23 protein-coding genes and 1 riboswitch are annotated in these 19985 nt (G+C 72.6%); of the genes, 15 read left to right on the forward strand and 8 right to left on the reverse strand.

The annotated features are described in order from the left end of the window. Positions 1 to 24: 24 nt before the first annotated feature. Positions 25 to 1338 (reverse strand): serine hydroxymethyltransferase, encoded by a 1314-nt coding sequence (gene glyA / locus OXR63_RS10775; RefSeq protein ID WP_267423079.1) that lies wholly within the window; start codon positions 1336 to 1338, stop codon positions 25 to 27. Positions 1339 to 1411: 73 nt separating this feature from the next. After that, positions 1412 to 1497, reverse strand: a riboswitch (ZMP/ZTP riboswitch). Between the two features lie 37 nt (positions 1498 to 1534). On the opposite strand from glyA, the gene clpS reads away from it, so the two are divergent. From clpS to OXR63_RS10820, 9 genes are all read left to right on the forward strand, one after another. Continuing rightward, on the forward strand, positions 1535 to 1852 hold the full coding sequence (clpS, locus tag OXR63_RS10780) for an ATP-dependent Clp protease adapter ClpS (protein WP_267423034.1): 318 nt from the start codon (positions 1535 to 1537) through the stop codon (positions 1850 to 1852). A gap of 8 nt (positions 1853 to 1860) precedes the next feature. Continuing rightward, positions 1861 to 2325, forward strand: a complete 465-nt coding sequence (locus tag OXR63_RS10785; protein ID WP_267423036.1) for a DUF2017 family protein — start codon at positions 1861 to 1863, stop codon at positions 2323 to 2325. A gap of 158 nt (positions 2326 to 2483) precedes the next feature. Beyond that, a complete protein-coding gene (locus OXR63_RS10790) occupies positions 2484 to 2909 on the forward strand; it encodes a MarR family winged helix-turn-helix transcriptional regulator (protein WP_267423037.1) in 426 nt (141 codons plus the stop codon). A gap of 15 nt (positions 2910 to 2924) precedes the next feature. Next, complete coding sequence (locus OXR63_RS10795) at positions 2925 to 4406, forward strand: MFS transporter (protein WP_267423039.1); 1482 nt, start codon at positions 2925 to 2927, stop codon at positions 4404 to 4406. Between the two features lie 71 nt (positions 4407 to 4477). Beyond that, positions 4478 to 5347 carry a formyltetrahydrofolate deformylase gene (gene purU / locus OXR63_RS10800; protein ID WP_267423041.1) on the forward strand — a complete coding sequence of 290 codons (870 nt, stop codon included), beginning with the start codon at positions 4478 to 4480 and terminating at the stop codon, positions 5345 to 5347. An 8-nt stretch (positions 5348 to 5355) separates the two neighbouring features. Then, complete coding sequence (locus OXR63_RS10805) at positions 5356 to 5760, forward strand: YrdB family protein (protein WP_267423043.1); 405 nt, start codon at positions 5356 to 5358, stop codon at positions 5758 to 5760. Positions 5761 to 5831: 71 nt separating this feature from the next. Beyond that, positions 5832 to 6953: an N-acetylglucosamine-6-phosphate deacetylase gene (gene nagA, locus OXR63_RS10810; RefSeq protein ID WP_276585314.1), complete on the forward strand. Its 1122-nt coding sequence runs from the start codon at positions 5832 to 5834 to the stop codon at positions 6951 to 6953. A 25-nt stretch (positions 6954 to 6978) separates the two neighbouring features. Continuing rightward, positions 6979 to 7206, forward strand: coding sequence for a hypothetical protein (locus OXR63_RS10815; RefSeq protein ID WP_267423047.1), 228 nt, complete (start codon positions 6979 to 6981; stop codon positions 7204 to 7206). Beyond that, on the forward strand, positions 7203 to 7526 hold the full coding sequence (locus OXR63_RS10820; RefSeq protein ID WP_267423049.1) for a hypothetical protein: 324 nt from the start codon (positions 7203 to 7205) through the stop codon (positions 7524 to 7526). The genes OXR63_RS10815 and OXR63_RS10820 overlap by 4 nt, the downstream gene beginning before the upstream one ends. Before the next feature lie 23 nt (positions 7527 to 7549). Here OXR63_RS10820 and OXR63_RS10825 read toward each other — a convergent pair whose 3' ends face one another. After that, entirely contained in the window at positions 7550 to 8497 is a 948-nt protein-coding gene (locus tag OXR63_RS10825; protein ID WP_267423050.1) for a hypothetical protein, read from the reverse strand. 146 nt (positions 8498 to 8643) lie between these two features. Here OXR63_RS10825 and OXR63_RS10830 point away from each other — a divergent pair, with 146 nt between their 5' ends. Further along, positions 8644 to 9765, forward strand: coding sequence for a sensor histidine kinase (locus OXR63_RS10830; protein ID WP_267423053.1), 1122 nt, complete (start codon positions 8644 to 8646; stop codon positions 9763 to 9765). Beyond that, positions 9762 to 10415: a response regulator transcription factor gene (locus OXR63_RS10835; protein WP_267423055.1), complete on the forward strand. Its 654-nt coding sequence runs from the start codon at positions 9762 to 9764 to the stop codon at positions 10413 to 10415. The genes OXR63_RS10830 and OXR63_RS10835 overlap by 4 nt, the downstream gene beginning before the upstream one ends. A gap of 4 nt (positions 10416 to 10419) precedes the next feature. Here OXR63_RS10835 and OXR63_RS10840 read toward each other — a convergent pair whose 3' ends face one another. Both OXR63_RS10840 and OXR63_RS10845 read right to left on the reverse strand, forming a co-directional pair. Further along, positions 10420 to 10929 carry an AAA family ATPase gene (locus OXR63_RS10840; RefSeq protein ID WP_267423057.1) on the reverse strand — a complete coding sequence of 170 codons (510 nt, stop codon included), beginning with the start codon at positions 10927 to 10929 and terminating at the stop codon, positions 10420 to 10422. Between the two features lie 11 nt (positions 10930 to 10940). After that, the gene (locus tag OXR63_RS10845) at positions 10941 to 11339 is read right to left on the reverse strand and encodes a MerR family transcriptional regulator (RefSeq protein ID WP_194661803.1); all 399 of its coding nucleotides are present in this window, start codon (positions 11337 to 11339) and stop codon (positions 10941 to 10943) included. Positions 11340 to 11433: 94 nt separating this feature from the next. Here OXR63_RS10845 and OXR63_RS10850 point away from each other — a divergent pair, with 94 nt between their 5' ends. Continuing rightward, positions 11434 to 12135: an SDR family oxidoreductase gene (locus OXR63_RS10850; RefSeq protein ID WP_267423060.1), complete on the forward strand. Its 702-nt coding sequence runs from the start codon at positions 11434 to 11436 to the stop codon at positions 12133 to 12135. Positions 12136 to 12198: 63 nt separating this feature from the next. Here the strand turns inward: OXR63_RS10850 and OXR63_RS10855 are convergent, their stop codons facing one another. Further along, on the reverse strand, positions 12199 to 14664 hold the full coding sequence (locus OXR63_RS10855) for a GH92 family glycosyl hydrolase (protein WP_267423062.1): 2466 nt from the start codon (positions 14662 to 14664) through the stop codon (positions 12199 to 12201). Between the two features lie 132 nt (positions 14665 to 14796). Further along, positions 14797 to 15687, reverse strand: a complete 891-nt coding sequence (locus OXR63_RS10860; protein WP_267423064.1) for an SDR family NAD(P)-dependent oxidoreductase — start codon at positions 15685 to 15687, stop codon at positions 14797 to 14799. 79 nt (positions 15688 to 15766) lie between these two features. Between OXR63_RS10860 and OXR63_RS10865 the strand changes: the two genes are divergently transcribed. Together OXR63_RS10865 and OXR63_RS10870 are read left to right on the forward strand one after the other, a co-directional pair. Beyond that, positions 15767 to 16342, forward strand: coding sequence for a TetR/AcrR family transcriptional regulator (locus OXR63_RS10865; protein WP_267423066.1), 576 nt, complete (start codon positions 15767 to 15769; stop codon positions 16340 to 16342). Positions 16343 to 16347: 5 nt separating this feature from the next. Then, entirely contained in the window at positions 16348 to 17577 is a 1230-nt protein-coding gene (locus OXR63_RS10870; RefSeq protein ID WP_267423068.1) for a MalY/PatB family protein, read from the forward strand. Positions 17578 to 17882: 305 nt separating this feature from the next. Here OXR63_RS10870 and nagB read toward each other — a convergent pair whose 3' ends face one another. Together nagB and OXR63_RS10880 are read right to left on the reverse strand one after the other, a co-directional pair. Next, on the reverse strand, positions 17883 to 18668 hold the full coding sequence (gene nagB, locus OXR63_RS10875; protein ID WP_267423069.1) for a glucosamine-6-phosphate deaminase: 786 nt from the start codon (positions 18666 to 18668) through the stop codon (positions 17883 to 17885). Between the two features lie 73 nt (positions 18669 to 18741). Beyond that, the gene (locus OXR63_RS10880) at positions 18742 to 19371 is read right to left on the reverse strand and encodes a hypothetical protein (RefSeq protein WP_267423070.1); all 630 of its coding nucleotides are present in this window, start codon (positions 19369 to 19371) and stop codon (positions 18742 to 18744) included. 36 nt (positions 19372 to 19407) lie between these two features. On the opposite strand from OXR63_RS10880, the gene OXR63_RS10885 reads away from it, so the two are divergent. Next, positions 19408 to 19887, forward strand: a complete 480-nt coding sequence (locus tag OXR63_RS10885) for an NUDIX hydrolase (RefSeq protein WP_267423073.1) — start codon at positions 19408 to 19410, stop codon at positions 19885 to 19887. The last annotated feature ends 98 nt before the right edge of the window (positions 19888 to 19985 follow it).

Here is a 19985-nt window from a genome sequence, read left to right on the forward strand (position 1 = left end):
CGGGCTGGGGGGCTGCAGCGCCGCTCACGCGTAGAGCGGGAACGCGTCGGTCAGGGCCTTGACCCGCGCCGAGAGCGCCGCCACGTCCGGGTTCGGCATGAGGGTCAGCGCGATGATGTCCGCGACCTCGGTGAACTCGGCGTCGCCGAAGCCACGCGTGGCCAGCGCCGAGGTGCCGATGCGGACACCCGAGGTGACCATCGGCGGGCGCGGGTCGAACGGCACGGAGTTGCGGTTCACGGTGATGCCGACCTCGTGCAGGAGGTCCTCGGCCTGCTTGCCGTCGACCTCGGACTCGCGCAGGTCGACGAGCACCAGGTGCACGTCGGTGCCACCGGTGAGGACGTCGACCCCGGCGGCCTTGGCGTCGTCAGCGGTCAGGCGGGACGCCAGGGCCTGAGCGCCGCGGATGGTGCGCTCCTGGCGGTCCTTGAACTCCGGCGTGCCGGCGAGCAGGAACGCGGTGGCCTTCGCCGCGATGACGTGCATGAGCGGACCGCCCTGCTGGCCCGGGAACACGGCGGAGTTCAGCTTCTTGAAGAGGGTCTCGTCGTTCGACAGGATCAGGCCCGAGCGCGGACCGGCGAGGGTCTTGTGCACGGTCGTGGACACGACGTGGGCGTGCGGGACGGGCGACGGGTGCAGACCGGCGGCGACGAGGCCAGCGAAGTGCGCCATGTCGACCCAGAGCTTGGCGCCGACCTCGTCCGCGATCTCGCGGAACTTCGCGAAGTCGAGCTGCCGCGGGTACGCCGACCAGCCGGCGATGATGACCTTCGGCTGGTGCTCGACGGCCTTGGCGCGGATGTCGTCGTAGTCGACCTCGAACGTGGTGGGGTCGACGCCGTACGACACGGCGTTGTAGATGCGACCGGAGAAGTTGAGCTTCATGCCGTGGGTCAGGTGGCCGCCGTGGGCGAGCTCGAGACCGAGGATGGTGTCGCCGGCGGCGGCGATGGCGTGCAGGACCGCGGCGTTGGCCGTGGCGCCGGAGTGCGGCTGGACGTTGGCGTACGCCGCGCCGAACAGCGACTTGGCGCGGTCGATGGCGAGCTGCTCGGCGATGTCGACGTACTCGCAGCCGCCGTAGTAGCGCTTGCCCGGGTAGCCCTCGGCGTACTTGTTCGTGAGCACGGACCCGACGGACTCGAGCACGGCACGGGGCACGAAGTTCTCGGAGGCGATCATCTCGAGGGTGTCGCGCTGGCGGCCGAGCTCCTGCTGCAGGACGGCGGCGATCTCGGGGTCGACCTCGCTGAGCGGGGCGTTGAACGCGGCGCGGGCAGCGGCGGCGTCGGAGACAGCGGGTTCGGCCGCGGCGCTGGACGTCTCGGACACGAACGGGGGCAGATCGGTGATGGACACGGGTCTCCTTGGTGACGAGCCGAACGAGCCGGCGGCGAGGATCGGTCGGCGTGGCCCAGGCGGACGGCCACGCACCGTGTCGAGTGTCGCTCCCTGATGGTGACCCATCCGACGCCAGTCGCGACACCACGATCGTACCGAGCCGCCCGGCCTGTGTCACCCTGGTTGCATGCCCCTGTCGTTCCCGTCCGTCGACGAGCGCGCCGACACCGACGCCGACCTCGACACCCGCGCCAGCGTGCGCCCCGACGTGCCGTGGGTGACCGTGGTGTGGGACGACCCGGTCAACCTGATGTCGTACGTGACCTACGTCTTCCAGACCTACTTCGGGTTCCCGCGCTCCACGGCCGAGCAGCTCATGCACCAGGTGGACGCCGAGGGCCGCGCGATCGTCGCCACGGGCAACCGGGAGCAGATGGAGCTCCACGTCGAGGCGATGCACGGGTACGGCCTGCAGGCCACCGTCGACCGGGCAGCCGGCGAGTGATCCCCTTCGTGCGCCGCCCCGACGGCATCCACCTCGGCCTGGCATCCGGCGAGCGCTCGGTGCTCACGAGCCTGGTCGAACAGCTGCAGCAGATCCTCGACGGGGACCTCGACTCCGACCCCGTGACGCTGCGGATGTTCCCGGACGCCTACCCCGGAGACCGCCAGGCGAGCTCGGAGTTCCGGCGCTACACCCGGGACGACCTCCGCACGGGCAAGGCGACGAACGCCGACACCGTGCACGCGTGGCTCACCGGTGGCCGCGACGGCGCCCTCACCGGCGAGGACGAGCAGTCCTGGGTCCGCTGCCTGACCGACCTGCGGCTCACGATCGCCGACCGGCTCGGCATCGTGGACGCCGACACCGAGGCCGCGAGCAGCACCACCGTCGACGGAGTCGGACTGCGGGACGTCTACGACTGGCTCGGCTACCTGCAGGAGCACCTCGTCACGACGATGACCGCCCTGCGCTGAGCTGTCGGCGGGAGCACGGTGCGACTTCTTCCGTCCCGTGCGAGGTTGCGCACCTTGTGCGCGAGTGCAGCCCCGCACGGGGTGTGCAACCTCGCACGGGACGCACTGATCGACAGGACGCCTTGCAAGTTCACCTGTCGGAGTAGTACCGTCACGGTATGACCTCCACGGATCCGTCCGACCTCGCCAGCGACCTGCTGGCGCTCCACGGCCGCATCCGCAGGACGACCCTGGTGGGCAAGGCCGACGAGGTCACCGCCTCGCAGTCCGCCGCCCTCGGTCGCCTGGTCCGCGACGGCGCCACGACCACCGCCGAGCTCGCCAGGGCCGAGGGCGTGCGCCCGCAGTCGATGGGCGCCACGATCCAGGTGCTCGTCGACCTGGGCTTCGTCGACCGCGAGCAGGACCCCACCGACGGCCGACGCACCATCGTCAGCGCCACCGATGCCGGCCGCGCCGCCCGCGAGGACTCCCTCCGATCCCGCACCCGCACGCTCGCCGAGCGCCTCGCGGCGCTCGACCCGGACGACCGCGCGGTCCTCGCGCGGTCGTTCGCCATCCTCCGACCCCTCGTCGAGTCGTGACCAGCCTGGAGGCCCGTGGTGCGTCGCGCACGCACGCCGGGCCTCCAGGCTGGTCGCGTCCCGGCCACCCCACCAAGGCAGGCCACCACGTCCACCTCCACCGCTCCCGTCCCGACGTCCGCTGACCAGGGGTCCGGCAGCGGCTTCGGCCCGAAGCTGCTGATCCCGGTCCTGGTCGGGCCGCTGCTGAACCCGATCAACACGACGATGGTGTCCGTCGCCCTCGCGCCGATCTCCCGCGACCTGGGGATCGGAGCGTCGCAGGCGATCTGGCTCGTGGCGGCGCTGTACCTGGCCAGTGCCGTGGCGCAGCCGACGATGGGCAAGCTCGCGGACCGGTTCGGCCCGAAGAAGGTCTTCATGGCCGGGCTCGTCGTGGTGGGGATCGCGGGACTCGTTCCCGAGGTGCTGACCGGCTTCGGCGGCGCCGTCTTCGCCCGCGTGCTCATCGGCATCGGGACCTCGTCCGCGTACCCGGCGGCGCTGACGACCCTGCGGCACCACTCCGCCCGGATCGGGAAGCCGACGCCGCCCCTGGTCCTCGGCGCGCTGTCCATCACGTCGCTGGTGTCCGCGGCGGCCGGGCCACCGCTCGGCGGCGCGCTGATCGCCGGGTTCGGCTGGCACGCGATCTTCCTGGTGAACGTGCCGCTCGCGGCCTTCGGACTGGTCGTCGCCGGGCTCTGGCTGCCGTCCGACCGGCTGCGTCCGCGGTACGACGCCGACGTGCCGGTGCTCACGGCGCTCGACCCGTTCGGCATGGTGCTCATGACGGGCACGGTGTCGGCACTGCTGGTGTTCCTGCTCGACATCCAGGCGGGCCTGTGGTGGCTGCTCGGCGTCGCGGTCGTGCTGCTCGTCGCCCTGGTGCTCTGGGAGCTGCGCGCCACCCGACCGTTCGTCGACGTCCGGATGCTCGCGCGGAACGGGGCCCTGACCCGCACCTACCTGCGGCTGTTCCTCGTCTACATGCTCGCGTACACGATGACCTACGGGTTCTCGCAGTGGGTGCAGGACGTCGCGGGGTACTCCAGCGACCAGGCCGGCTACCTGCAGCTGCCGGCAGCGGTGGTGGCCGGGCTCGCGTCGGTCCTCGTCGCCCGCCGGACCACCGTGCGCGGTCCGCTCGTGATCGCCGCGACGGTGCCCGTCCTCGGCGGGCTGCTGCTGCTCGGCCTGCACACCGGGTCGTCGATCGTGCTTCTGGCCCTCGCGCCGGCGCTGTTCGGGATCCCCCAGGCGCTGGCGTCCGTGTCGAACCAGGCGGCGCTGTACCGGATCGTGCCGCCGGAGTCGATCGGCACGGCCGCCGGGCTGTCCCGCACGAGCGTCTACATCGGGGCGATCGCGGCGTCCTCGCTCATCGGCGGGGTGTTCGGGCAGGCTCCGACGACGCCTGACCTGCACGTGCTCGGGTGGGTGATCGTCGGCATCGCGGTGGTGCTGAGCGCGCTGACGATCGGCGACCGGGCGCTGCGGCGTGGGGCGCGGGCGTAGGGCCGGACCAGTTGTCCACAGGGGCTGCGTGACGGGGCCGGGGCGAGCCTCCTGGCCGGTAGCCTGAACCGGTGACCGACCCGAGCGACGCGACCCCCACGCACTGGACCCTGACCCTGGTCTGCGACGACCAGCCCGGGATCGTGCACGCCGTGTCCGGGGCCGTCGTCCAGGCCCACGGCAACATCACCGAGTCGCAGCAGTTCTCCAGCCACGACACCAACACGTTCTTCATGCGCCTGCAGGTGATGGCGCCGGTCGACCGCGCCACGTTCGAGCAGGCGATCGCGCCCGTGGTCGAGCGCTACGCCATGCGCGTCCAGCTCGACGTCGTCGGCCGACCGATGCGCACGCTCGTGCTCGTCTCCAAGGCCGGGCACTGCCTCAACGACCTGCTCTACCGGCAGCGCGGCGGGCAGCTCGCGATCGACGTGCCCCTCGTGCTGTCGAACCACACGGACCTGTCCGAGCTGGCCGCGTTCTACTCCGTGCCGTTCGAGCACCGGCCAGTCACCGACGCCGACAGCAAGGCCGCGATGGAGCAGCGCATCCTCGACGCCGTGCAGGAACACGACATCGAACTCGTCGTCCTGGCGCGGTACATGCAGATCCTCTCCCCCGAGCTCTGCGCCGCACTGCGCGGTCGGGCGGTCAACATCCACCACTCGTTCCTGCCCGGGTTCAAGGGCGCCAACCCCTACCGGCAGGCGCACGCCCGCGGCGTGAAGCTCATCGGGGCGACCGCGCACTTCGTCACGAGCGACCTCGACGAGGGCCCGATCATCGAGCAGAACGTCGTGCGGGTCGACCACACGAAGGAACCGGCCGAGCTCGTCTCGATCGGCCAGGACGAAGAGTCCCGCACCCTCACGCAGGCCGTGCGCTGGATCGCGGAGGACCGGGTCCTCCTCGACGGCGCCCGCACGATCATCTTCAAGTAGGCACCAGCATGAGCAACGTCCCGCGATCCCCGATGGACTGGGACGCGACGCCCGAACCCTCGGCACCGCGCAGTCCTCGCCGCGTCGACGGCTGGAGCGTGCTGCGCGGTCTGGTCTGCGCGTTCGGACTGCTGTCGCTGGCGTACTGGGGCTACATCGCGTGGCCGTTCCCGATGCCGGCGGTGCTGTTCATCGTCGGTGCGCCGCTCTTCGCCTCGGTGGTCTGGTACTTCTTCCGGTCGCCACGCTCCCCGATCGAGACCGACGTCGTCGGCAAGACCATCGTCGAGGTCGCGTTGATCGTGGCCGCCGGGGGTGCCTGGATCTCGATCGGGCACCCGGTCGTCGGGCTGGTCTTCATCGTGGTGGCCGCGGTGTCCGGTGTGGTCGCGTCGCGGCGGGAAGCCCGGTGAGCGGCGGGTCGAGTTCCCGTTCTGACTCCGGGACCGGTTCCGGTCCGGTCGGTCTGGAGGCTCGGAGCACGCTGGTGCGCGCCGCCCACGTCGTCGACGTGGCCGGGTCTGTGACCGACGGCTGGGTGCTCCTCAACGGGGACACGATCCACGCGGTCGGCTCCGGCCCCGATGCTCCGACGGCCGATGACGTCGTCGACCTCGGCGACGCGGTCCTCACCCCCGGGTTCATCGACCTGCACGGGCACGGCGGGGCGACCGTCGCGTACGAGGACGCCTCCGTCGGCCCCTCACTCGCGATGCACCGCGCGCACGGCACCACCCGGTCGGTGCTGTCGCTCGTCGCGAACCCGGTCGACGTGCTCGCGGAGTCGCTCGGACACATCCGACAGGTGATGGCCGCCGACCCGCTCGTGCTCGGCGTCCACCTCGAAGGGCCCTTCCTCTCGCCGCACAACAAGGGCGCCCACAACGAGCAGTTCCTGATCGCCCCGACCCCCGCCGACGTCGACGCCCTGCTGTCGGCCGGCGAGGGCGTCGTCCGCCAGGTCACCATCGCTCCCGAGCTGCCCGGAGCGCTCGACGCGGTCCGCCGGTTCGTCGACGCCGGGGTCGTCGTCGCGGTCGGCCACACCGTCGGCACGTACGACCAGGCCCGGGCCGCGTTCGACGCCGGCGCGACGATGCTGACGCACGCGTTCAACGCCATGCCGGGGCTCCACCACCGGGCTCCCGGGCCGATCGGCGCCGCTGTGGCCGACGACCGCGTGACGCTCGAGCTCATCCTCGACGCCGTCCACGTGCACCCGGTCGTCGCGGACACCCTGTTCCGCGCTGCCCCCGGCCGCGTGACGTTGATCACCGACGCCATGGGTGCTGCCGGAGCTGCCGACGGTGACTACCGCCTCGGGTCGCTCGACGTCACCGTGACGGACGGTGTCGCGCACGTCGCCGGGACGGACACCATCGCGGGGTCGACGCTCACACAGGACGTGGCGCTGCGGAACGCCGTCGCGCTCGCCGGGCGGTCCCTGCCCGAGGCCGTGGCGGCGCTGACGAGCGTCCCGGCTCGTGCGCTCGGGCTCGGCGACCGGCTGGGTCGGCTCGCGCCCGGGTTCGCCGCCGACCTGGTGGCGCTGTCGCCGGCGCTCGAGGTCCAGCGGGTGTGGGGTGCGGGCCGGCGGCTCAGCTGACGGTCGTGCGCGTAGCGTGCTCCACATGCCGCGGAACCTGCTCTGGACCGACCACCTCCAGGTGTGGGGTGGGTTCGCCTTGGTCATCGGTGGCGCGGCCGCCCTGATCTGGCCAGCGTCGGACTCGACCTCGACGAAGCTCGCCGTCCTCGCCGTCCTGGTCGGTCTGCTGGCGGAACTGGTCACCGTGCTGCGGGTGCGCCGCCGGGCTCGATCACGGTGGCAGGACAGCAGGTCGGACCGGCGTCGTTGAACGCCGCTGAGGTCGTCGCGCTGCTGACCCCGATGTTCCGCGAGATGCTCGACGACGTCGAGCTCGCGTCGCTCCGGTTCGGCATCGTGCCGATGGACGACCCCGACGGACCCCACCGACTTCGCGACGACGATCCCGTCCGCTCGAACGCTGCGGTCGTGCGGTGGCAGATCCTCGGCGAACGCGGCTGGTCCCGCGGGCTGGACGGCGACGAGGACACTGCCACGCTCGTGCGCGGTGTGCAGAGCGACCTGCAGGACTTCATCTCCGAGAGCGACTTCGGGTGGGGGCAGCTCCGTGGCCCTCGGGACCTGACCTGACGCGCGCCGTCCGGGGCCACGTGTCAGCGCACGCCCCTGCGACGGACCACGACGGCAGCCCCGACTCCGACGGCGACGACGAGCACCGTCGCCGCCGCGACCGTCACCGCATCCGGTTCGAGGAGCGCCTGGCCCCGCTCGGCCTGCCACCACAGCAGCCCGACGAGCGCAACGGCAGCACCGCCCGCGACGCGCAGCAGATCGCGCCGGGTGCGCTCGTCGAGACGCGTGAACCGGAGCAGCACCCAGGCGAGGGCCGGGAGCGCCTGGATCATGTGGAGTCCGACGAAGTGCGCGATCCGCAGGTCGCCGTGGTGCAGGCTCCAGTCCGTGAAGGGCAGACCTGCGCCACCGTCCGGGGCTCCGACGGTGTGCGCGCCGGTGGTGGTGGAGGTGAACCCGTTGCCGAGCATGGAGACCGCCTCGACCATGCCGACCACGCAGAGCCCGAGGCCCCACCGGATCCCGGCGGCCACCCCGAGGTCGAGGCCACGGGTCCGCAGGGCCAGGACGGCGATGACGATCGTCGCGATGAAGACGGCGGAGACGCTGACGCCGCCGGAGGCGTAGGCCGCGGCGTCGAACGGTGCGCCGGTGTTGAAGTGGCTGGTGGTGCCCTGCACGACCTGCACGTCGATCCACACGATCTCCACTGCGAGGGCGAGCACGATGACCGACGCGAGGACGGTCAGGGTCCGCCGGTGTCCGTGGACCGCGCCGAGCATCCAACGCAGCGTGAGCAGGTAGAGCGTGATCGCGATCGCGAACTTCGTCGGCTTCACCCAGGCGGGCTCGCCGCCGATCTCCTGCCCGTCGAGTGCGATGGCGACCATGCTCGCCAGGAGCGTGACGGCGCTGCCGGCGGTGGCGATCCCGAGCACCCTCCTGGCCGGCGCCGACGCCGCGGGGTCGGGAGTGCGTGGCGGGAGCGCGTCGATGCGGCCCTGGAGGCGGTTGGTGATCGAGGTCATGCACCCATGGTCGAGCGGCGTCCTCGTCGGCACATCGTCCTCCCGGACGCGACGACCTCGTCCTGTGGGACACCCTGCCGCGCGTCCGCAGGAGCGGTGTGGTGGCGGGCTGCCGGTCGCTATCGTTCACCACGGAGAGGACGACCATGAGCGCAACACGCCCCGAGCGACCTCGGCAGCTCGAGCGACTGTGGGCCGTGCCGGTCGTGCTCGGTGCCGCCGCCGCGGTGGTGACGTCGTGGGGCTCACCCCTCGCGGTCGCCCTGATCGTGGTCGCGCTCCTGCCGTGGGCCGCGGAGCAGGTACGGCGGCCGCTGCCGGAGTGGCTGTTCGCCGTCCTCGCGATCGCACCGGTCGTCGCGGCGACGGTCGTCGTGGACCTGAACGCCTCGATGTTCCTCGTGACCTCCGCGCTGTCGCAGCTCGTCGGCCGCCGGTCCAGCAGGAGGCGCATCGCCACCACGGCGGTGGTCGGCGTCGTCGCACCGTTCGTCCCCGTCCTGGTGGGGTGGTCCTTCAACGTGGGTGCCGTGTACTTCGCGATCGGCAACCTCCTCGCGATCGTCGTCGGCGTCCTGCTGGCGCACACCCGGTCGCTCGCCGCGGAGCTGCGTGCGGCGGACGCGCGGCTGGCCGTGGCCCGGGCGCAGGAGGAACGGACCCGCCTGGCCCGTGACGTGCACGACCTGGTGGCGCACTCGCTCACGGTCGTGGTGCTGCAGATCGGCGGTGCGCGACGGATCCTCCGAACGGACGGCGATGCGGCGGAAGCGGCGTTGTCCAAGGCCGAGCTCGTCTGCCGCGAGAGCCTCGACGGTGTCCGTGAGGTCGTCGGGCTGCTCCGCACCGAGGGCGACGACCCCCTGCGGTCCCGCAGCCTCGACGACCTCGTCGCCACCTACCGGGTCGCCGGCGTCCCGGTCGACCTCGACGTCCGGGCCGACCTCGACGCCCTCCCGATCATCGCCAGGAGCACCCTGTCCCGCGTGGTCCAGGAGGCCCTGGCCAACGCCGCCCGGTACCGGTCACCGGGCAGCACGATCGACGTCGTCATCCGGCACGACCTCGGCGTGCTCATCGGCCGCGTGACCAACGACCGGCCCAGCACACCCCAGGCGCCCAGCACCGGCGGGTACGGACTCCCCGGCCTCCGCGAGCAGGTCGAACGTGCGGGCGGCGGGATCGAGAGCGGACCCGAGGGCGACCGCTGGGTGGTGGAGTGCCGCCTCCCGACCGACGCTCCCCGCCCCGTGGCGGTGGCCCGGTGACGATCCGCATCGTCCTCGCCGACGACCAGGCGATGATCCGGTCCGGGCTGGCGCTCGTGCTGCGCTCGGAACCCGACCTGGAGATCGTCGAGGAGTGCGCCGACGGGCACGCGCTGCTGCGAGCCGTGACCCTGGCTGCGCCGGACCTCGTCCTCACCGACATCCGCATGCCCGGTGTCGACGGCATCGAGGCCACCCGGCGCATCCGGGACCTGGTCGACGGACCACCGGTGCTCGCGCTCACGACGTTCGACGACGACGAGGTCCTGTGGCCGACGCTGGACGCCGGCGCGAACGGCTTCGTGCTCAAGGACAGTGCCGCGGAGGCCCTGGTCGACGCAGTCCGCGTGGTCGCCGGCGGTGGCACCTGGATCGACCCCCGGGTGCTCCCGCGGGTCGTCGCGCGGGCGGTGGCACAGCCGCAGGTCTCCGCGGACGGCGCCCGTGCGCTCGCGTCACTGACGCCCCGCGAACGCGACGTCCTCGACCTGGTGTGCGACGGTGCCAGCAACGCCGAGGTCGCCGCCGCGCTCGACACCGGTGAACGCACCGTCAAGTCCCACGTCTCCGCGATCCTCGCGAAGCTCGGCGCCCGGGACCGCGCCGGTGCGATCGTCATGGCGCACCGGGCCGGTTGGCGTCGGGCCTGACGGCTCAGGCGCCGCCGCGCACGAAGTGCAGCGCCTGCCGGACCGTCTCCTCGAGGGGCCGGGTGCTGTCCACCACGAGGCGGTCGTCCGTGCGCGGCTCGTACTCCGCGCGGACCCGCTCGACCTCGTCCCACGTCGGCAGCACGAACCCGGGCAGGTCGTTCTCCCGCTCCTCCACCCGTCGTCGGTGTTCGCCGAGGTCTGGGCACACGACCTCGACCACGCGGAGCGCCACCCCGGCCGACGCGGCCGTCGACACCCATCCGGCCCGAGCTGCCTCGACGCCGGAGACCGCGTCGGCGACGACCGTCAACCCGCGACGGAGGTCGGGGACGGCGAGCGCGTGCATCACCGAGTAGGCCGCGATCCCCGACTGCGCCCGGGGGATGCCGTACTTCCACATCGCGGCCTCGACGGCGTCGACCCGCAGGCTCGGCGCGGAGAGCGCGTCGGCGAGCGCCGAGGACAGCGTCGACTTGCCGGAGCCTGGCAACCCGCAGACCTGGACGAGCACGGGCCGACCGCCTAGCTGGCCTGGGCGACCGGGAAGTCGGCGTGGCGCAGGCCGGGGCAGAACTCGGGCGTCGGGTGCTCGGAGATGCGGATGACCTCGTCGAGTCGTTCCCGTGCGGCTTCGAGCTCCGCCACCTGCGCGGTGATCCGCTCCCGCTCGGACGCGAGGATCGCGAAGTCCTCCGGGGTGGCGTGACCGGCGTCGACGCTCGGCAGCAGCTGCGCGATGGTGCGACTCGCGAGCCCGGCGGCGTAGAGCTGCTGGACGAGCTGCACCCGCTCCACGGCGGCCTCACGGTAGAGGCGTTGCCCGTTGACGGACCGGTCGGCCGTGAGGAGCCCCTGCTCCTCGTAGTAGCGGAGCGAACGGACGCTCACCTTGGCTCGCGCGGCCAGGTCTCCGATGCGCACGACTTCTCCGATCCGGGTTGCCCCTGACACCGACGTGAGGTCTTAGCGTACGTCTGCTGCCGTCGGGAGTCGCCCGGGCACGGAAGGGAACACCATGGAGATCGCTGGGTCCGTCGCACTCGTCACCGGCTCGAACCGGGGCATCGGCCGCCGCTTCGCCGAGGAACTGCTGGCACGCGGCGCCGCGAAGGTCTACGCCACCGCACGCCGCCCCGAGTCCGTGCACATCGACGGGGTGGAGGTCCTGCCGCTCGACATCACGGACCAGTCCTCGGTCGACGCGGTGGCCCTCGCTGCACCGGACGTCACGCTGCTGGTCAACAACGCGGGCATCACGGAGCAGGGCTCGCTGGTCACCGGATCCCTCGAGGACGCCCACCGGGTGATGGACACGAACCACTGGGGCACGCTGTCGATGATCCGGGCCTTCGCGCCGGTCATCGAGTCCAACGGCGGCGGGGCGGTCGTGAACGTCCTGTCGGCGCTGTCCTGGTTCGCGGCGCCGGGCTCCGGTGGGTACGCGGCCGCGAAGGCCGCCGCGTGGAACATGACGAACGCCGTCCGACTGGAGCTGTCCGGCCGGGGCATCGCCGTGCAGGGCTTGCACCTCGGCGCGGCCGACACCGAGATGATGGCCGACTACGACGGCCCGAAGGCGGACCCGGCGGACATCGCCCGCGCCTCGCTCGACGGCGTCGTACGGGGTGTGGCCGAGGTGGTCGCTGACGAGTGGAGCGCGATGGTGAAGGCCTCGCTCGCCGCGGAGCCCGAGCGCCTCTACGCCCAGATGAGCTGAGCGCCCCTGCAAGCCGGACGGCGGGCAGCCCGTGGGGCCGCCCGCCGTGTCCGTGCCTCGGTCTCAGCGGTCCTGCGGCCGGTCCCCCGGAGCCGTGGCCCAGGTCGTGTCCGGCGTCGCGCCGACCCGGAGGGAGAGCAGTCCACCGCGGTCGACGAACGAGGACGGCACCCACGACTGCGTCAGCGTCCGTCCGTCCAACCGCGCTCCTCGCACGTAGGGGTCCGTGCCCGAGGACCGGATGACGATCCGCTGGCCGCTCGCCCGCCGGATGTCGACCGTGCTGAACGTGGGGCTCCCGATGAGCATCTCGGCACGACCGGGCGTCTGCGGGTACAGCCCGATCGAGGCGAAGACGTACCAGGCGCTCATCGTGCCGAGGTCGTCGTTCCCGGGCAGTCCGCCGGGACCGGTGCCGTACGCGTCGTCGACGACCCGGCGGACGGTCTCCTGGGTCTTCCACGGCTGTCCGAGTGCGTTGTACATCCACGGCGTGTGGATGTCGGGCTCGTTGGTGGGGTCGAACTTCGTCGCGTCGCCGCCGGTCACCGCGAAGTTCCCCGCGGCGTCGTGGAAGAACGCGTCGAGTCGGGCCACCGCCGCATCGTCGCCACCCAGCGCCGCGGAGAGCCCGCTGACGTCCTGGGGCACGAGCCACGTGTACTGCGCGCTGGTCCCCTGCGCGAAGCCGACACCGGTCGAGGGCGACCAGTCCGGCGTCCACGACCCGTCGGCCTGCCGTGCCGCCTGGTACCCGACGGCCGGGTTGAACGTGTTCTTCCAGTACTCGCCGCGAGCGGCGAACATCCGCGCGTCGGACCGCAGTCCGAGCGAGGACGCCCAGGACCCGAGCGCGCTGTCGGAGATCGAGTCCTCGAGCGTCTCGGCGGCGCCGCCCCAGCAGTGGCAGTCGTCGTTCGCCGCGTACTGGCGCTGCAGGTACTGGTCGAGGCCGGGCCGCTGCGCGAGGCACTGCCCCGGGCACCCGATGTCGCTGAGGGCGTCGGCGTTCTGCACGGTGGCCTGGTGCCGCAGGGACTGGTACGCCGCACGGACGTCGAAGTTCCGGACGCCCATGGCGTACCAGGTGGCGAGCGTCGCCGCCGAGGGGTCGCCGGTCATCACGTGGGTCGGCGCGCCGAGGTGGAGCCACCGGTCCCAGACGCCGCCGTTCTGCTGGGCGAACCGCAGCATCGACTGGGCCATGTCCCCCGCGACGTCCGGTCGCAGGAGCGCGAGCAGCTGGATCTGCGCCCGGTACTGGTCCCAGCCGGAGTAGGTGCCGTAGACGGCGCCGTGCCCGCGGTCGATCCGGTGCACCCGCATGTCCGGTCCGAGGTAGCGGCCGTCGCGGTCGTTCAGCGTGTTCGGCTGCATGAGCGCGTGGTACACCGACGTGTACAGCTGCGTGGTCCGGTCCGCGGTGCCACCGCCGACGCGGATGCGCGACAGTTCACGGTTCCAGGAGGCTCGGGTCGACGCCGCCACGCTGGCCACCGTCGCGTGCTTCCGCACCTCGCCGTCGCGGTTCGCGACGGCACCAGCGGCGCTGACGTACGAGATGCCGATGCGGGCGTGCACCGTCGCACCGCGACGCGCGTCGAAGCCGACCCACGCGCCGGAGCCGCGTCCGGCACGGTCGGCCCCGGTCAGGTACCCCTCCCCACCGGAGACGCGCGTGCCTCCCGGCTGGACGGTGTCGTCCTTCCAGGTGCCGGTGCTCGAGAAGGCCCGGTCGAAGGTCGCGGTGAAGTACAGACGGTAGTAGCTGCGGCGGTCCGGGTTGGTCGCGCCGCCGCCATTGGCGCGGCGGCTGCAGAAGCCACCGGTCAGGACGCTGCCGCTGACGGTGCGGGTGCGGGGGTCGATGCTGGTGGTGGCGTCCTCGCTGCCGTTGATCGAGTTCGAGGTGCGGAAGAGCAGGTTGGCGGCCTTCCCGGCAGGGAAGGCGAACTCGCCGATGCCGGCGCGCGTCGTGACCGCGAGGTCCGTGCGCACGCCGTTGTCGAGCTGGACGCCGTAGCGGCCGGGGCTCGCGGACTCCTGGTCGTGGGAGTAGCCCGCGGCGTAGACCGCGTCGGTGGTGTCCGCGGACGGCGAGGTCGTCACGGCGGTCGTGACCGGCATGATCGGCACGTCACCGGCGGCCCCGGGCGCACAGCCTGCGCCGTTGAGGTGGGTGAGGCTGAACCCGCGCAGCCGGTTCACGTCGTACGAGTAGCCGTTCGCGACGGGGGTGGAGGTCTGGTCGCCGGCGGTGCCGGTCGGACTCCACTGCAGCATCCCGAACGGCGCGGTCGCGCCCGGCCAGGTGTTGCCGTCGTGGCTGGTCCCGATGAACGGGTCGACGGAGGACGCGGGATCGGTCACCGGCCGGGAGGCCGTGGTCGCGCCCGCGACACCGGCTGCGGGATCGGCGATCGCCGGTGACGCGACCACCCCGGTGCCGAGCAGTGCGGCGATCGTGGCCGCCGCGGCGAGCGGGACCGGACGGAGGAGCGGGCGGCGTTGCACGCGAGAACGAGTCACGTCCGCGACGCTAGCCCCCTCGGTCGGGGGCCGTGCACCGGGTCACCGATCCGTCCGCTGGTGTTCACGTCGGGTTCCCGTCCAGCGACGCGGTCGTCATCAGCGACGCGGTCGTCGTCAGCGACGCGGTCGTCAGCGATCGGCGTGCTCGGCCGTCCGGGCCACGAGCGCACGGACCCGCGCGCGGAACACCGGGTCGGCAGCGGCACCACGGACCGGGACGACGTGCAGACGACGGTCCGAGCGGCGGAGTGCGGGCCCGACGAAGACGCCCTCCTCGACGTCCGCTGCGGTCGCTGCCCAGAGGACGGCACGGGCGCCGTCCTCGACCGTGCGGGCGGCGAGCCGGGCGATCGATCCCGCGATCGTCGCGGCCAGGGTCTCCGCCTGGCCGTTCATGCCCGTCGCGGCGATGCCCGGGTGGGCGATCACCGACCGGACCGGCGACGCGGAAGCACGGAGCCGCTCGCCGAGGTCGACCGCCATGGCTGCCGCCGCGGTCTTCGAGGCGGTGTACGCGGCGAACTGTCGGTAGGAGCGGGCGTCGTCGATCGCCTCGAGGTCCGGCACACGGGCGGTGCGCTGCGAGAGGTTGGAGCCGACCAGGACGACGCGCGGCGACGGCCCGCCGAGCACGGGGAGCATCGCGTCCGCGAGGACCGCCGGGCCGACGACGTTGGTGGCCCAGGTCAGTTCGAGGCCGTCCACGCCGAGCGCGAACCGTGGCGCACTGATCCCCGCGTTGTTGACCAGGGCGTCGACCACGAGGCCGTCCTCGGCGAGGTGCCGGGCGAAGGCCCTGACGGAGGTGACGGACGCGGTGTCGACGACCCGGGCCTCCAGGCCGGCGGGCAGGACGCGTGCTGCCTTGTCGAGGTCGCGGACGCCGGCGACGACGTGCGCCCCGGCGGCGGCGAGCCGGGTGGCGACGGCGAGCCCGAGTCCGCCGGTCGCTCCGGTGACCACCACGGTCCGCCCGTGCTGATCGGGCATCTGGTCGGGTTCCCATGTGAAGGACGGCATCGGTGCTCCTGGTCGTGGTCTCGAACGGTGAATCGGATGACTCATCCGGAACGCTAGCACAAGCGGATACACTCTCCGTATGGTCGACCTCGCCCGCCCGGACTCCCTCCGCTCCGACGCCCTGCGCAACCGTGCAGCGCTGCTCGCCGTGGCGCGCGAGCACCTCGACCGGGGCGAGCCCGCCCAGCTGAACGCCGTCGCGCGGGAGGCCGGAGTGGGCGTGGGGACCGCGTACCGCCACTTCCCCACGCAGCAGCACCTGCTCGAGGCGCTCGCGATCGATGCGTTCGAGGCCATGCTCGACCGGGTCCGGGACGCGGTCGCGGTGCCCGACGTCGAGGCGGCGGTCCGCGGCGTCGTCACGGAGGCCTTCCGGGGACTCGTGGACGACCCGGCGCTCGGCGACCTGCTGACGGGCGGGACGTTCTCGTGCGCTGACACGGCGGCACTGGCCGGGGACCTCGTCGACTCGATCGGCGCCCTCCTCGACCGGGGCGCTGCTGCCGGTGTCGTGCGGTCCGACGTGCGGCCGGACGACCTCCGTCGGCTCGTCTGCGGGATGCGTCAGGCGGCGACGGCCGGCGGGGTCCAGGTGAGCGATCCGGACCGGTACGTCGAGATCCTGCTCGCCGGGCTCCGACCCCTGCGAGGATGAGGCGCATGAGCGTCATGGTCTCCCTCTTCGATGCACGCCGCACCCGCACCAGCGAGAAGTACACGGCCTTCCCGCCGGACGTCCTGCCCATGTTCGTCGCGGAGATGGACAGCATGCTCGCCGAGCCCGTGCGGGACGCCCTCGCCGCCGCGGTGAGTGCTGGTGACACCGGCTACGTCGGGCACGGTCGGGCGCTCCCCGAGGCCTTCACCGCCTTCGCGTCCGACCGGTGGGGCTGGCACGTGGACCCCGACCTGGTCCGCACGACCACGGACGTCTCCGTCGCCGCGGTGGAGACGCTGCGCCGGGTCATCGAGCCCGGGGGCCAGGTCGTCATCATGCCGCCCGTGTACGCGCCGTTCTGGGAGTACGTGTCCGAGGCCGGCGGCACCGCGACCGAGGTGCCGCTCGTCGCACCCGCCGGCCCGGCCGACCCGTTCGACACGACTGCCGGGTGGCGGATCGACCTCGACGGTGTCGCGCAGGCGTTCGCCGACGGCGCCAGGACCGTCCTGCTGTGCAACCCGCACAACCCGCTCGGGCTCGTGCACGACCGCGAGTCACTCGCGGCGCTGGCCCGACTCGCCGCCGAGTGGGACGCCGTGGTCGTCTCCGACGAGATCCACGCGCCCTTGGTCCACGCCGACGCGACGTTCACGCCGTTCCTCGACTCCTGCCTCGAGGCCGCCACGATCGGCGTCGCCCTCACGAGTGCGAGCAAGGCGTGGAACCTGGCGGGCACCAAGTGCGCGCTGATGGTCGGGGCGTCAGAGCGCGCTCGGGGCTGGTTCGACGGGATGCCGGGCGAGGTCGTCGAGCGCACCGGGATCCTCGGGTACACCGCGAGCGTCGCCGCGTTCAGCGAGGGCGGGCCGTGGCTGGCGTCGCTGCTGGCCGAGCTCGCCGCGAACCGGCGGATCCTGGCGGAGGAGCTCGGCGGGGTGCTGCCCGGGGTGGGCTACCGGCAGCCGCAGGCGTCCTACCTGGCGTGGCTCGACCTGCGGGCGTTGCCGTGGGGCGACGACCCCGCGGTGCGACTCGTCGACGAGGCGAAGGTGGCGCTGTCGAACGGGCGGGACTACGGGCGGCAGGGTGTGGGGCACGCGCGGCTCAACTTCGGGTGCTCGGAGGACACGCTGCGCGAGGGGCTGGCGCGCCTGGGTGCCGCTGCCGAGGCTGCGGGTCCCGCGGGTGCTGCGGGTGCCGCGGGTGCTGCAGGCACTGCTGCCGGCTGAGACACCGGCGTCTCGACGGGCACTCTGGCGGGGTTCGCGTGCGAGACACCCCTGTCAGCGCGAGACACCGGCGTCTCGATGGGCACACTCGAGTTGTGCGCGCGCGAGACACCCCCGTCAGTGCGAGACACCTCGAAGTACTCGAGACGCCGCCGAAAACTGCGGCGTCTCGACGAACCCGAGGCGTCTCAGCGAGACACCGGCGTCTCGACGAGTACACCGGCAGCGTTTGCGTGCGAGACACCGGCGTCTCGCGGAGCCCGAACCCAGCCCGAGCCCCGGGCCCCGGGCCCCGGGCCTGCGGGCTACTCGAACCGCTGCCAGGACGGCTTGTTCGCGTACGTGTACCGGTAGTAGTCGGCGAGCTGGAGCCCGGCGGCCGCTTCCTCGTCGACCACGACGGTGGCGTGCTGGTGCAGCTGCAGCGCCGACCCGGGCACGAAGGACGACAGCGGCCCCTCGACCGCGGCGGCCACGGCGTCCGCCTTCGACGAGCCCTGGGCGACGAGGACGAGCTGGCGTGCCTCGAGGATCGTGCCGAGACCCTGCGTCATGCAGTGCGTCGGGACCTGGTCGAGCGAGTCGAAGAAGCGGGCGTTGGCCTCGCGCGTCGAGGGCGCGAGGGTCTTGATGCGGGTGCGCGAGGCGAACGAGGACGTCGGCTCGTTGAACCCGATGTGGCCGTTCGCGCCGATGCCGAGGATCTGCACGTCGATCCCGCCGGCGGCACGGATCGCGGCGTCGTACTCCTTGGCGGCGAACTCGATGTCGTCGGCACGGCCGTCGGGCACGCGGACGCGTGACGGGTCGAAGCCGAGCGGACCGACGACGTCGCGGGCGATGACGCTCGCGTACGACTCGGGGTGTTCGAGGGGGATGCCGACGTACTCGTCGAGGGCGAACCCGCGCGCCTGGGCGAACGAGACCTCCCCGGCGGCGACGCGACGCTGCAGGTCGGCGTAGATGCCCTGGGGGCTCGACCCCGTGGCGAGTCCGACGACGGCGGACGGCTTCTCGGCGACGACCGACGCGATCTTGGCCGCGGCGACGCGACCGACCTCCGCCGGCGTGGGCAGGATGATGATCTCCACGGATCACACCCTACTGGTCATGACCAGTCATCGGCACGCTGTGCGCAACAACCGCACGGATCGGGACACCCGGTCAGGGAGCGTCCAGTGCCACCAGCTCCGGCGTCGACCCGAGCGCCCGCAGCGCCCCGCGGAGCGACCACGCGGACACGGCCACGATGAGCACGGCGAGCACCAGGACGACGATGCCTGCCGATCCGGCGAAGGCCTCGAGCGCACCGAGCAGCACGCCCACACTGACCCCGAGCGCATGCACGAGCACGGTCGCGGGCAGGGCGGTCTGCTGGACGCGGGCGAACCGTACCAGGGCACGGCGGTCTGCGGGATCGACCGATGAGGCGTTCCCGGCGGCGATCGTCTGGTGGACACGGGCCAGTCGCTCGGGGTCGACCTCGGACGGTGCCACACGTCGACGATCCGCCATGGTCCAGAGCACGAGCTCGACGGCCACGACCAGGTACGCCACGAGCGCCGCGGTCCCGACGAGCACCACGACCGAGACGACCGGCGAGCTCATCCCGCGCACGAGCCCGACGACGACCGCCACGACGAGCCCGAGGGCGACGACGCCGAGCGACACGGTCAGCACCCGACGCCGCCGCGGAGTCACCGCACGCACGACCCCGGCGACCGCGAGTCGCCACCCGGCAGCCCAGACACCGTGGTCGGACCGCACCTCGAGCGCCCTGTCGCCGCGTGCCATGCCCCGAGCGTATCCACGCCTGGGTACCGTGGCCGCATGCCCACGCCCGACTTCGTCCTGTCCCTCCGCGAGAAGATCGGCACGGACCTGCTCTGGCTGACCGGGGTCACCGCCGTCGTGACCCGCGGCGAGGGTGACGCCCGCGAGCTCCTGGTCGTCCGTCGCGCGGACACCGGCGCGCTGACCCCGGTGACGGGGATCGTCGACCCGGGCGAGGAGCCGGCCGTCGCCGCCGAACGCGAGGTGCTGGAGGAAGCCGACGTCGTCGCCGTCGCCGAACGCCTGGTGTGGGTGCAGGCGCTGCCGGAGATGACCTACCCGAACGGCGACCGGGCGCAGTACCTCGACCTGGTCTTCGCGTGCCGCTGGGTGTCCGGGCACCCCGCACCGGCCGACGGGGAGAACACCGAGGCGTTCTGGGCCCCCGTCACCGACCTGCCCCCGATGTCGGAGGACATGCGACGGCGCGTCGACGCCGGTCTGGCCGACGAACAGCAGGCGCGCTTCCAGCGCTGACCGCACCACCTGCCGGCCTGGAGGCTCGTACCGGCCCCGCCACGAGCCTCCCGTCCGGCGAGACTCGGCTGGGCGGACGTCGCGCGCCTCCGAGACGG

The organism is Curtobacterium sp. GC_Cur_3 (assembly GCF_026544205.1).
Lineage (GTDB): Bacteria > Actinomycetota > Actinomycetes > Actinomycetales > Microbacteriaceae > Curtobacterium.

Coding starts and splice junctions, on each gene's coding strand:
- OXR63_RS10870 (WP_267423068.1), top strand. CDS start 16,348: ATGAGCGTCATGGTCTCCCTCTTCGATGCACGCCGCACCCGCACCAGC.
- OXR63_RS10880 (WP_267423070.1), bottom strand. CDS start 19,371: ATGGCACGCGGCGACAGGGCGCTCGAGGTGCGGTCCGACCACGGTGTC.
- OXR63_RS10865 (WP_267423066.1), top strand. CDS start 15,767: ATGGTCGACCTCGCCCGCCCGGACTCCCTCCGCTCCGACGCCCTGCGC.
- OXR63_RS10830 (WP_267423053.1), top strand. CDS start 8,644: ATGAGCGCAACACGCCCCGAGCGACCTCGGCAGCTCGAGCGACTGTGG.
- OXR63_RS10815 (WP_267423047.1), top strand. CDS start 6,979: ATGCCGCGGAACCTGCTCTGGACCGACCACCTCCAGGTGTGGGGTGGG.
- OXR63_RS10805 (WP_267423043.1), top strand. CDS start 5,356: ATGAGCAACGTCCCGCGATCCCCGATGGACTGGGACGCGACGCCCGAA.
- OXR63_RS10885 (WP_267423073.1), top strand. CDS start 19,408: ATGCCCACGCCCGACTTCGTCCTGTCCCTCCGCGAGAAGATCGGCACG.
- OXR63_RS10825 (WP_267423050.1), bottom strand. CDS start 8,497: ATGACCTCGATCACCAACCGCCTCCAGGGCCGCATCGACGCGCTCCCG.
- OXR63_RS10850 (WP_267423060.1), top strand. CDS start 11,434: ATGGAGATCGCTGGGTCCGTCGCACTCGTCACCGGCTCGAACCGGGGC.
- clpS (WP_267423034.1), top strand. CDS start 1,535: ATGCCCCTGTCGTTCCCGTCCGTCGACGAGCGCGCCGACACCGACGCC.
- OXR63_RS10860 (WP_267423064.1), bottom strand. CDS start 15,687: ATGCCGTCCTTCACATGGGAACCCGACCAGATGCCCGATCAGCACGGG.
- OXR63_RS10790 (WP_267423037.1), top strand. CDS start 2,484: ATGACCTCCACGGATCCGTCCGACCTCGCCAGCGACCTGCTGGCGCTC.